Genomic DNA, 12496 nt, shown 5'->3' on the forward strand with positions numbered 1-12496 from the left:
ATCTTAAGAAACTTCCTCAATTTTTATTAAGAAACGATAGTTATACTTAGAAACAAGTTAAAAACTATTGAACGAATGGGGAGAAGGTTACATGCAACTCATAACATTCTTACATGAATTTATTAAACATCCGAAACATACTGGTGCAATTGCGCCAAGTTCAAAAATATTAGCAAAGAAGATGGTAGATGTAATTGATTTTAATAGAGCGAAATGCATTGTAGAGCTAGGGCCGGGTACAGGAGCTTTTACGAAAGAAATTATGAAGAGAAAGAAGAAGGAGACATTATTTCTTCTTATTGAAATTAATGAAGTATTTTTCAAAGAGTTAAAGAGAAAATTTAAAGATGAGCAGAATGTGATTGTTATACATGGCTCAGCGGAAAATATAAAGAAGTATAGGGAACAATTGAATATAGAATGTATTGATTACATCTTATCAGGATTGCCTTTCACTTCTTTACCAGAAGAGGTTTCAAAGCGCATTTTAAACAGCGTAATGGAAACGATACATGAGAATGGAGAATTTATTACATTTCAATATTCACTTGTGAAAAAAGGATTTATACAGCATTTCTTCCCTGAAATTACACTAGAAAAAGTGTGGTTCAATTTCCCGCCAGCTTACGTCTTTAGCTGTAAAAAAGAGCTAAGGAGAGCATATGCATAATGGAGCTAAATGAATTAATGTCATACATTGAGCAGTATGGTTATTGGGCTTTATTTTTCTGTTTATGGTTAGGTATTATCGGTATGCCGATTCCAGATGAAATGATTGTAATGAGCGGTGGATTAGTATCATCGATGGGTATATTGGATTTGATTCCCGCCTTTTTACTAACGTATTTAGGCGTTGTATCCGGCCTTTCTTTAGGGTATATACTCGGGAAAATTTTTGGCATAAAAATACTTAATAAATTGATGAAAAAGAAAAAGACGAAGTATCTTTTAAAATCGCAAGAGATGATAGCAAAATATGGTCATTATACATTAGTTATAAGTTATTTTATACCTGTTGTGAGGCATATCGTACCGTATTTAGTAGGAATGAATAACATGTCTTTTAAAACGTATGCGATTTATTCATATGTAACAGGATTTGTATGGACGTTAGTTTATTTCTTACTAGGTTCTATATTTGGAAAGCATATAGAAGTAATAGTAACACTTGCGACCGAGTACGGTATATATTTTGGTGGCATTGTTATTGTAGTTTGTAGTATTTCTTATATGTATATGCATAAGAAGAATGCCGTAGTGAGTGAAATAAAGCAACATTCATAGTTTGGTAAATGATGCTGGAGGAGATTTTGTGAGTAAAGGAACGATACTTATCGTGGACGATGAGAAGGAAATTAGAAAACTTATCACTATCTATTTAAAGAATGAAGGTTATGAAGTATTACAAGCTGGAGATGGTGAAGAAGGTTTAGAAATAGTAAAGAAAAGAGACGTGCATCTAATCGTCCTTGATATTATGATGCCGAAAATAGATGGTATTCATATGTGTATGAAAGTGAGAGAAATAGCGGAAATGCCTATTATTATGCTGTCGGCAAAAACGCAAGATATGGATAAGATTTTAGGATTAACAACTGGGGCAGATGATTACGTAGCTAAACCATTTAATCCACTGGAACTCATTGCTCGTATTAAATCACAACTTCGGAGATATATGAAAATGAGTGGGACAAGTGTACAAGATGAAAATGAAATAGAGATTGGAGATATGAAAGTTAATATAGTAACACGGCAGGTCATTATTGCAAATGAAGAGGTGAAATTGACACCGAGAGAGTTTGAGGTATTAGAATTGCTTGTACGAAATCAAGGAATGGTATTAAATGCAGCACAAATTTATGAAAGAGTATGGAAAGAGCAAGCTTTCCAATCTGATAATACTGTGATGGTACATATTCGGAAAATACGTGAAAAGATAGAGGCGATTCCAAGGAAGCCTCGGTACATTAAAACAGTATGGGGAGTTGGCTACAAGATTGAGAAAGATATTTGAACCGATAATATGGATGAATCAAGTTTTAAAAAAAATGACAGGTAAAATAGTGAGTTATTTGGAAAAGAGCATACGGATACAGCTAATGGCTACATTTACTTTTTGTACGTTACTCGGTGTATTAGTAGGATGGTCTTCATCTTCTTTTTTTGAGGATGCGAATAAAATTTCTATCATTGATTATGCATCAGGTATGGAAGCCATTGATGGACAGACACAAAGGCTTGTTGAAAGTATGACCGAGGAAGGTAAGGAAATTAATATACAAGAACTGCTTGATCAATTGAATGAACAAAATCAACTAAAGATTTTAATAATAGACGAGGATGGGAAAGTCGTTTATAAAACAAAGGGAGCGCCGGAAGAACAAATCAATCTTCATGAGACGATGCGTAATGTGATGGATTTTAAAATGGATCAAGTACGATATGTAGAGGCGCAAAATTTAATTCAAGATGGAACTGAACAAAAGCGTAAGGAGTTTACAACTTTTTATCCGGTTAATGTTAATACGAAAAATATGTATATTATTGCAAGTGGTATACCACAAGGAAATGTGAAGTATATAGTGAATGATAGCAGTCCATTTCCATCTTTACTAGGTTTTATCACTTTTATACTATCTTTCTTTTATATAACGAAAAGGAAAATGAATCAGATTGAAGCGATGGCAGAAGGAGTAAGGGAATTTTCGAAAGGTAATTTACAATATAAAATCAAACAGGCAGGTCAAGACGAAATAGGTTTATTAACTTCTAATATTAATCAAATGGCAGAAAAGCTCTTGGCTAATATAGAAAAGGAAAAACAAATAGAGAAGCAAAAAAGTGAATTGATTACAAATGTATCACATGATTTAAGAACACCACTTACTTCTATTATGGGGTATTTACGTTTACTAGGTGATGCGAAATATGAAAATAAAGAACAGCATGATGAGTATATAAAAATTGCCTTTTCAAAATCAGAGCAGTTGAAGATGTTAATAGAAGATTTGTTTGAGTATACAAAACTAACAGATGAAAATATGGCGTTAGATTCGCAAGAAGTGTGTATAAATGAACTACTTGATCAATTAATAGAAGAGCTAGTACCACAAGCGGAGGAGCATAATCTTTTTTTTGTAAAAGAATTTCAGGAAGATCGTATATATGCTGTGGTGGACTCAGAAAAAATGGTGCGTGTGTTTGAAAATCTTTTAATAAATGCAATTAAATACAGTATAGATAAAGCAGAAATTCGGGTTTTACTTCAAAGAGAAGAGCAGCATATCAAAATTTCTATAGCTAATCATAGTGAAGAATTTACAAAAAAAGAATTAGAGAATTTGTTTGAGCGTTTTTATAAAAAAGATCAATCGAGAAGTAGAGCTGTAGAAGGTTCAGGTTTGGGGCTTGCAATTGCAAAAAGCATTGTTGAATTGCACAAAGGAGAAATTCGAGCAAAACATGAAAATGGGGTTATTCAATTTATTATATTATTGCCAATTTAATTAGAAGAGCATTAGGAAATTTGGTTACATTTTAATAAGTAATAGTGCCACAATTGATTTAGAGGAAGTCTTTTAAGTGGAAGTATCTGAGAAGAGGAGAATAGAAAGTTTCATGAAAAAAATAAGCGCGTTTATCGCATTGATTATAGTTGGAGTTACATTACTTATAGTGAAGGGTGGATCTATTGTAGATCAACTCAATCCATTTATTAAAGAAGGTATTTATTATGCTGTTGTTGATAATGATGGTAAATATGGAGCCGAAAACAAAGGTTTTGCTAGATGGGAATATAAATTCAAAGGATATAATGAATCTGGTCAAGAGCAAAAGATTGCGATGACTGCTTCAAAACATTTAAGAATAGGAGCATATTTAAAGATTAGATCTAAAGGAAGTTATGGTATGGAATGGGAAGAAGTGCAAGGTGATGAAATACCAGCTAAAGTGAAAGAAAAAGTAACAATAAAACATATTTAGTTATAGAAATGATAAGTTGAACGATCAAAATTTGAATGCAATGGCAGTATATGATAATTTCTAAATTTTTTATAAAGAAAATAAAGTTTATCTGAACTTTATCTAAACTGCATTTATTCTGTATACAATCACTAGTATCCTATAGTGTGTGGATAAAAATTGATAAGGAGTAGCAGGATAATTATGCAGGTTTCTAAGAAGAAAATATTATTATTTCTTTCAATTATTCTTTTGGCTTTATTGGCGGTGTATGTATGTACAAATAATAAGCATGTCCAAAATATTGTTCATAATATAGAAGACATTTATAAAGTATATAAAGAGAATCAAGCATTGAAAGGGAAAATTGAACATCAAGAATCATTAAAGGGTAAAGTGCAAATGTTAAGTGAGGAGAAAGAAAATCTTACTAAACTTATCAATAAAACGAAAGAATTAAAGGAACAAGGAAAATACAATCTAATTCAAGCTACAGTAGTAAGGCGTGAAGCAGAAGATTGGTATGGAAAAATCTCTCTTGAGAGAGGGGCACAACATGGTGTAAAGGTTGGTATGGCTGTTATTACAGTGAACGGTTTTATTGGAAAGGTAGATAGTGTAGATCAATATACATCTGTTGTGAAATTAATTACGAGTGATGAACGAACGAATCGTTTAGCAATCACCCTTCAAAATAATTCATCCATTTTAGGATTTGTTACAGGGTATGATAAGAAAAAACAGGCCCTTCGAATTGATAATATCCCATCAGATAAAGTGAAAGAAATAAAAATAGGTGATAGCATTATTACCTCTGAATTGAGTCAGAAAATACCACCAGGTCTTGAAGTAGCAGAGGTACTAGAACAAGAACAAGATCAATATGGTCTTACTTATACTATTTATGCAAAACCAAAGGCGAATTTATATGATTTAGAATATGTTATTTTAATACAACCTAAATAATAGTTTTATATAGAGTCCATCAGAGGTGGATTAGAAACGAAGAGAATTAATGTAAAGTAAAGAGTGAGAGGGATAAGGAAAGGTAAAACGGTACTAAATTTAATAACATGTGGGTATATCTTTATCTCGGACAATTATAATGAAGAGGTAAACTGATGATAAGTGCAAAGTTATTAAGTATTACAGAGGGGCTTTTTTTGTCCATTTCTAATGTTAATGATTTATATAACTTTTTAAATAGACTAGAAAACCTATAAAATATCCTTCGAATTTATATTTATAAATATATTATTTAAGTGTGAGAATATTGATGTCATCTTCGTGAGAACAAAGTAAAGGTATATGAATCGGATTATGAAAATAATAATTTTAATATAATGATTTTAAGGTATTGTACATTACAAAAATGTAAGGATAATGTAAGAGGAATCAATATTGCTGTTTGTCGGGAAAAGATAAAATGATAGTTAGTGGCTATGAAAATAGCATGATCGTAGCACTAGCCACATGACAGGAGGCAATATGAAAACTTTAATATTTGAAGAGAACGTTGTACAAAGAGGGGATAGTAAAAAGGTGAATGTAGTATACCACGCTGTAGAGAATCGTGGGTGTAAAGTGTGTTATTAAAACTTTCTATTTCCAGTATGAAAAAAATGATAAAGGATTACATCGTTTTACTAATAGGTCTTGTAATCTCAATTTCTATTTTTTATATGTTTCAAACGCTTGCGTTAAATAAAGAGTTTACAATGAATAACAGTATTATTGGTTCAATTGTATTTGTATTTCAAATAGGCTCTGTTTTGGTAGCGTTTATTACATTCTTTTATATTTTTTATGCAAACTCTTTTCTACTTTCACTCCGGCAGAAAGAGCTTGGTATGTACCTTGTATTAGGGGGGAAAAAGAGTAAAATTAGTCAACTTTTATTTTTTGAGACGTTCATTATGGGAATGATTTCACTAGTGCTAGGTAGTGTATTCGGAGCCATTCTTTCTAATTTCGTTAGCAAATTTCTAACGAAACAATTGGAAATTTCAGCGGAAGGTTATCAAGCATTTTATGGTCCTGCATTCAAAATAACATTTATATTCTTTAGTGTGTTATTTCTACTTACATCCGTTGTGAATGTGATTCGTATAGCACTTAAAACAGAACTAGATTTAATTCGTACAGAGGAGCAAACGGAGCGCATACGAATGAAAGGACCAGCCACAATATTGTTACTTTTATGTAGTTTGCTAGGACTAGGTGTAGGGTATTATTTCGTACTCTTCGTAGGAATAAAGGGCGCTGGAGCCATTATGCTTCCACTATTCACGATTACAATCGGGACATATCTTATATTTATTTCGTTCTTACCTATGATTGTTAACAGGTTAAAGAAAACGCGCTATTTAAATGAGAAGAAATTAAATGCATTTACATTTGCACAATTGCAGTTTCGTGTAAGTAGTTTGGCGAAAATATTAGGCACGGTAACGATGCTAATTGGACTGGGTGTGGGGGCAATGGCTGGTGGCATGTCTTTACAGAAAAACGTAATCCTTACAGCAGAAAGAATGTCAGGTTATGATATTACAATTCATGATCCAGAAGCAGAGGATTATAAAGCTATGGAAAAAATGAAAATTGGTAACTACTCAGCCACCTTTCGGTGTCTTTTTTAAATTTTACTAGTTTCATATGCCTCCCATTTGTAAATACTGAGTATATCAAACAGGGGAGGTGAATCTTATGGTCGATCGAAAAATTATTTTAGATACATATAAAAAAGGACCTGAAGCTGTTATTTCTTTATTTGAAGAAACATTTTCTAAGTTAGAAAAACGTATACAAGAACTAGAAAATGCTTCAAAAAAAAACTCCAAAAATAGTCATAAGCCACCTTCTACAGATGGTTTGGGTAAGCCCGTTACAAAAAGTTTGCGCAAACCGTCTCATCGTCAAACGGGTGGCCAGTTGGGCCACAAGGGACATACTCTTGGTTTGACAGCGACTCCAGATCATACGATTACACATTCTCCTACATATTGTACTTGTTGTCATACTTCCTTGAACCACGAGCCTGTAAAAGGGTATCGCATTCGCCAAGTGTATGACTTACCACCTATTCAGATCGAAGTGACAGAACATAAAGTAGAACAGAAAGAATGCCCACATTGCCATTCTATCCAAGAAGCCCAATTTCCTTCGACAGTATCTCGTCCTGTTCAATATGGTCCAAATATAAAAAGACTGATTCCCTATTTAACGCATTATCAATGCATTTCTTTGAAGCGAACAAAAGAATTCTTTCAGGATTGTTTTGGACATTCTATAAGCGAAGGAACCCTGGTAAATCATACACAGGCTTTCGCTTCTCAATTGCAGCCATTCATAAAAGAAGTAAAGGAAAAGATTCTGCAGTCTCCTGTTGTCCATTTTGATGAAACTGGTATGCGTGTAGAAAACAAAACACAATGGTTACATACTGCCAGTACACCGGAGGTGACATTGCAACATATTCATCAAAAACGTGGAAAAGAAGCAATGGATGCTGGAGAAATCTTGCCATCTTTTTCTGGAATTGCGATGCATGATGGTTGGAAATCGTATGATGCGTATACAGATTGTCGTCACGTTTTATGTAATGCCCATCTCTTACGAGATTTACAAGGAATTATAGATAGTACTGGAGAACAATGGGCACAACAGATGCAGAAATTTCTAACGCAAGCGTTGACGATGAAAAAGCAATCCGAAGGTACCATGCCAAAAGCGACGCAAAAGAATCTGTTTATTATGTATCAATCCATATTGAAAGAACAACAGATTCTTTCCACGAAACAAAAGAAGAAAGGAAAGCAGACGCCTTCTCAAAATTTATGGAATCGCTTCGTCAAGTATTCTGACAGAATTCTAGCGTTTTTAGAACATCCAGCCATTCCATTTGATAACAATCAAGCAGAACGGGATATTCGGATGACGAAAGTAAAACAGAAAGTGTCTGGGACTTTCCGAAGTAAGAAAGGCGCAGAATCTTTTTGTCAGATACGAAGCTTTATGAGTACCATGAAAAAACAAAAACAATCGGTCTTACAAGCGATAAACCAAGTCATAGAAACTAGAACGGTTCCTTGGAATAACACGACTTCATAAGAGAATTTCTCTATTTGGCATAGATTCTTTCTCTGATTGGAGTATTTTCTTTTCATGTTTTCGAATCGGAAACATGTATTTGGCCTGTTTTTTTATTTGAAGAAGCTGAGTAGTTACGAAAATTGTAGATAAAAAACAATATAAATATAAAGTTAATAATGAGGCTGTTTACTATTTAAAAGAAGAATTATTGGAGAATCCTCCACTGTTGTTTGGAAAGAAAGAGACAACACATATTACTGAACAACTTCCATCTTCGAGCTATAGGATGTTTAAGGGGGAGGAAGTTGATCCATCTAGTTCTACGTTACCACTGAATTGGGATAAGAGTATGGATAGTGATTTTAGATCGAATATTTCTGTATATGATCGTAAACCTGTCTATATCGTCGATGAAAAACGTTATGAAGCAATTCAAGGGAATGAGCATACATTTTTTATTGCTAAAGTAGATAATATTTTAAGGTATAAAACAGAGTTAAAAGAGATGGATGATCGTCAAATCGAAAAAATAGCCGCTACTATTAATAAGCCTAAGGAAGATGTATATTTACCGACAAACTATAGTGATTATGAATCTATGCTTGCCTTTTCAAAAGGAACTTCCTTTATGGGATTCTTTTTAGGCCTTACTTTTTTAGCTATGATGGCAAGTTGTTTAATGTTTAAGATCCTTTCTGGAGCTACGAAAGATATAGGGCGTTATGAGATGCTTCGGAAAATTGGGGTACGTAAAGAATTACTTATAAAATCTATGTATAAAGAATTAGGCATTGTATTTCTATTTCCAGCTATATTGGGTCTTATACACGTTTTGGTAGGAATGAATGTATTTACATTTGTTAAATTTTTTGTGAATCCATATGTGAATATTGGACTTCCGATTTGTATATTTTTAATTATTTACGTTGTTTACTATTTGATCACTATTCAATTATATAAGGGGATTGTCCTCCCAAAGAAAAAATAGAATATAGAATTCAAGGGTCTCAAACTTATTATAGTTTGGGACTTTTGAATATTATTAAGGAGAAATCAAGGAATCCCTCTACTATTTTTAAGGAAATACATCTATACATAGAGATTAGTGTAATTAATTACACTAATTGAATTTTTAAGTGAAATATATCGTATCTGCATCTTATATTTATATAGCTTGTTTAGTCTATAAATACCCCCAAGCTGGTATTTAAAAAAGTATACAGGGAGAAAATGAAATGAGAAAGAAAATTTTACCAATTTGTGCGATGGCACTTTTATCAATAGGATATTCATCGTTAGCTAGCGCATCTACTGGAACAACGTCAAAGGGAGAGGTATCAGCACAAGCATTAGAAAAAAAGGAAGCAGAATTTCATGCTTGGCAAAAAGAGGCGTTAGAGAAGAAGAAAGCAGCAATGCAGGAGTAAAAAAAATCATTAGAACGAGCAGAAGCCGTGATTCAGGATCAATAAAAAGAAGTATTAGGGAAAAAGAAAGCAACGATTCAATCACAACAAAAGAATGATATAGAGAAAAAAGAAGTAGCGAAACAATGATGATACCAAGTGCATGTTTTGTGGTATTAGGATCTGTATTTGGATTTATTCGTCGTAAGATTAAAGTATAAAATTTGTATTAGCCTATAAAAAATGGATGAATTAAAAGTGAAACTTGTAAATTTTATTGGATTTCCTTTTATATTAATTTGGTTATTGAGCATATAGGTGAACAGTAATCATTTGGATAGGAACTATGGTTGGAATGAGTTTGAGATATTGAAAAAGCTTTGCGAGGATACGCAAAGCTTTTTGTATAGTTTATTTTCTTTCGATTCACATTGCAAATAAGGAGAAAGAGGATCCTCTATGTTTGAGTTTATAAAAGGTGAAGAGGAAAATTTATTATAACTTTTGTAATAAGCGTTCGCTGCTTTCCATATCTCCTTTACATAAAGGACATTGCGGCTCTTCTTCTAACGAAAAGTTTTTACGCATCCACCCACGGCAGTTTTCTTCTTGGCATTCCCATACAGCAATTGCTTCTGGTTCTTCTACAGGTTTATCATTTTTTCTCCAATACATGTGATCGCTCCCTTAAATTGAAAAGTTTTTCGGAAAAAACAAAAAAGGTTGTTAACGATTTTGTTAACAACCTTTTTATATTAGTTCATTATACTTTATTTTTTGAAAAAATGCGAAGTTTAGTAATTGTTAAAGTATAGCAAAATAAGGATTATAAATCACTGTTGAAAGCTTTGATAATAATTCAATTTGACACGGTGTATGCCCCGTCAACCTTCTCGATATTTTTCTAGCTCTTCTTCATGCTATTGTTTTGTTGACTTTGGAATTTCTATATCATCAATTAGGCGTCGCTGCTGTTGTGTCTTCCAGAATATGCTCGTTGTATGGAAGACTTTTTGTTTTGAAAACACTATGAAGTTTAATAAATTTATCCAGCATAAACGGGTAGTAGGGATCCCAGCTCAAAATTTGGTTGGAGCGAAGAAGTTAGGTGGAAATAAAGGTTTTGAATATACAGTTAAAGCTTATGATGAGAAGGGAGAAGAGAAAGAAGTAACAATTGATGGCGTAGATAAATTACAAAAAGGCTCGTACTGGCATGTCATTACAAGAGGGAAGTTTTTACATGATAAAGTAGAAATAGAGGTAGATAAAATTCCTGATGGTGCGAAGGCGAAGTTAGGATTATAAAGATAAAACCGATTCTCAATGTGGGAATCGGTTTTGTTATTTTATGGTAAAATATAGAAAGGGAGTGAGAGATATGCTACTCGTTGTTAGCCTTATATTAATTGGGGTTATGTGCAGTATGAGAATAGTATCCTTACATATGATAGAACGAGAAAAGATAGAAGAGAGAGATGTATATTGTCCAAAACGTAATGCGAAAATTTGAAGAGGAAATTCTGTTCCTTTTTGTTCGAAATGTAATTTAATATTTTAACTATAGGAAATCCGAAATCATTTTGTATGGTTTCGGATTTTTTATGCTGAAAATAGAAGAAATAAAGAGCGGAAAAAAGTTTGAACAAGGGATTGAGTATATGAATATTATTGAAGGATATCCCATTATTATGAAGTATTTCGTAGAGATGGATCGAGAAGTTTTGAGGGTTTTATTACCTGATGAAAGAGGGATTCTTCCTACGAGGCCAGAGTGTGATGAATGTTATAAGACTCAATTGGATGGTATTGAGGAGAGTTGATAAAAAAAGAGCTTGAAACTATTCAAGCTCTTTTTTATGACTATTTATGTCCTAAAATATGCTCAATCTCATGCAAACTTAATTTACTTGCCTTAGCAATCGTTTCAAGTGGTATACCAAGATCATACATATTTTTAATCATTTGAATTTTTCCCTGTTGGACTCCTTCTTTTCGACCTTTTTCAATGCCCTGTTGAATGCCCTGTTGAATGCCCTGTTGAATGCCTTTTTCAATGCCTTTTTCAAGCCCTTTTTTTATCCCTTGTTCCATCCCTCTTTTTATTCCTTCTGTCTCTGCGTGGGCGAATTTTGCTGCTTCATCCATTAAAACTTTCTCCCTTGCGTCATAGGCTTGTCGGAAAGAAGAATCTTGACTCATAGGTTCCCATTTATTTATCGCTTTTTGTAAAATAGGGTCTTGGTTCATAGCAATATCCTCCAATAGTTTAGTTAAGTGCTCATCCTCATTTGCTGAAAGCAATAAAAGCCAACGAACAAATGGATCTTTCCACGGATTTACTTTTTCTTCATACCATTGTTCAGTTAACTTTGGAATTTCTATAGTGTGGATTTCTATGTCGTCACTTAGGAGTTTTTTTTGTTGTGTATTCCATAATATGCTCGTTGTATGGAAGGCTGGGTGTTCCGAAAACATTACGAAGTTTAGTAAGTTTATGGTGATGGTTTTGTGAAGTGCACTGTAGGGCATCGCTTTTTGTAGTTGAGATGTGTATAGTCTTCCCCAATAATATAAACTGCGTTTAACCATATCGTGATTATTATTGAGTTGTATTTCTACATTGACTTTTGTTCCTGTGTTTAATGTCGCTGAAATGTCTAAAATAGATAACTTATCCTCTTCATATTCCCTGTGTAAATGTGGATCTTCTAGTTGTAGAGAAGCAATGGGCGACTCTAAAGAATCTTGTAACATAGCGTTTAAAAATGCAATTAGAATATCTTCACTACCATTCGTACCAAACAATTGTTTAAATGCAAAATCAATGCGTAAATTAACTAACTGTTGGTTGAACAAAGTTTGTCCTCTCCCTTATATGAAGGTGCTTCTTTCCTTCATTGTACATAAAAAGAACTAGAGTATGCAAACTAGTCATTCTACTATTTTTTAGTAATATTATTAGAAAATGAAAGGTAAGTATGTTTATGGTATACTCTAGTGAAATTGTAAATAAGGATGCTAATACGAACTGG

The 12496-nt window shown here is 33.1% G+C and carries 11 protein-coding genes and 3 pseudogenes; 12 read left to right on the plus strand and 2 right to left on the minus strand.

Going from position 1 to position 12496, the window contains the following annotated elements; genetic code table 11:
* The first annotated feature begins 91 nt into the window (after positions 1–91).
* From MHI28_RS22760 to MHI28_RS22805, 10 genes and pseudogenes are all read left to right on the plus strand, one after another.
* Positions 92–670 carry a class I SAM-dependent methyltransferase gene (locus tag MHI28_RS22760; RefSeq protein ID WP_001176071.1) on the plus strand — a complete coding sequence of 193 codons (579 nt, stop codon included), beginning with the start codon at positions 92–94 and terminating at the stop codon, positions 668–670.
* The gene (locus MHI28_RS22765) at positions 670–1284 is read left to right on the plus strand and encodes a DedA family protein (protein WP_000422376.1); all 615 of its coding nucleotides are present in this window, start codon (positions 670–672) and stop codon (positions 1282–1284) included. Before MHI28_RS22760 ends, MHI28_RS22765 begins: the two co-directional genes overlap by 1 nt.
* Positions 1285–1312: 28 nt before the next feature.
* Positions 1313–2014 carry a response regulator transcription factor gene (locus MHI28_RS22770; RefSeq protein ID WP_000033682.1) on the plus strand — a complete coding sequence of 234 codons (702 nt, stop codon included), beginning with the start codon at positions 1313–1315 and terminating at the stop codon, positions 2012–2014.
* Positions 1998–3506, plus strand: a complete 1509-nt coding sequence (locus tag MHI28_RS22775; RefSeq protein WP_001225802.1) for a sensor histidine kinase — start codon at positions 1998–2000, stop codon at positions 3504–3506. Before MHI28_RS22770 ends, MHI28_RS22775 begins: the two co-directional genes overlap by 17 nt.
* Before the next feature lie 112 nt (positions 3507–3618).
* Positions 3619–3984, plus strand: coding sequence for a YxeA family protein (locus tag MHI28_RS22780; RefSeq protein ID WP_000723891.1), 366 nt, complete (start codon positions 3619–3621; stop codon positions 3982–3984).
* A gap of 183 nt (positions 3985–4167) precedes the next feature.
* The gene (mreC, locus tag MHI28_RS22785) at positions 4168–4929 is read left to right on the plus strand and encodes a rod shape-determining protein MreC (protein ID WP_001198148.1); all 762 of its coding nucleotides are present in this window, start codon (positions 4168–4170) and stop codon (positions 4927–4929) included.
* Positions 4930–5549: 620 nt separating this feature from the next.
* Positions 5550–6566: pseudogene (locus tag MHI28_RS22790) on the plus strand (FtsX-like permease family protein); the annotation flags it as partial.
* A gap of 103 nt (positions 6567–6669) precedes the next feature.
* Positions 6670–8073: an IS66 family transposase gene (gene tnpC, locus MHI28_RS22795; RefSeq protein ID WP_100910632.1), complete on the plus strand. Its 1404-nt coding sequence runs from the start codon at positions 6670–6672 to the stop codon at positions 8071–8073.
* A 118-nt stretch (positions 8074–8191) separates the two neighbouring features.
* Positions 8192–9043: pseudogene (locus tag MHI28_RS22800) on the plus strand (ABC transporter permease); the annotation flags it as partial.
* A gap of 247 nt (positions 9044–9290) precedes the next feature.
* Positions 9291–9482, plus strand: coding sequence for a hypothetical protein (locus MHI28_RS22805; protein ID WP_002162460.1), 192 nt, complete (start codon positions 9291–9293; stop codon positions 9480–9482).
* 474 nt (positions 9483–9956) lie between these two features.
* Here MHI28_RS22805 and MHI28_RS22810 read toward each other — a convergent pair whose 3' ends face one another.
* Positions 9957–10136: a cold-inducible protein YdjO-related protein gene (locus MHI28_RS22810; RefSeq protein WP_000289928.1), complete on the minus strand. Its 180-nt coding sequence runs from the start codon at positions 10134–10136 to the stop codon at positions 9957–9959.
* A gap of 423 nt (positions 10137–10559) precedes the next feature.
* On the opposite strand from MHI28_RS22810, the pseudogene MHI28_RS22820 reads away from it, so the two are divergent.
* Positions 10560–10769: pseudogene (locus MHI28_RS22820) on the plus strand (DUF1093 domain-containing protein); the annotation flags it as partial.
* 296 nt (positions 10770–11065) lie between these two features.
* Entirely contained in the window at positions 11066–11284 is a 219-nt protein-coding gene (locus MHI28_RS22825) for a hypothetical protein (RefSeq protein WP_002081958.1), read from the plus strand.
* A gap of 40 nt (positions 11285–11324) precedes the next feature.
* Here the strand turns inward: MHI28_RS22825 and MHI28_RS22830 are convergent, their stop codons facing one another.
* Entirely contained in the window at positions 11325–12320 is a 996-nt protein-coding gene (locus MHI28_RS22830; protein ID WP_340828303.1) for an Rpn family recombination-promoting nuclease/putative transposase, read from the minus strand.
* Positions 12321–12496: the final 176 nt, after the last annotated feature.

This window comes from Bacillus sp. FSL K6-0268 (assembly GCF_038005425.1).
Lineage (GTDB): Bacteria > Bacillota > Bacilli > Bacillales > Bacillaceae_G > Bacillus_A > Bacillus_A thuringiensis_S.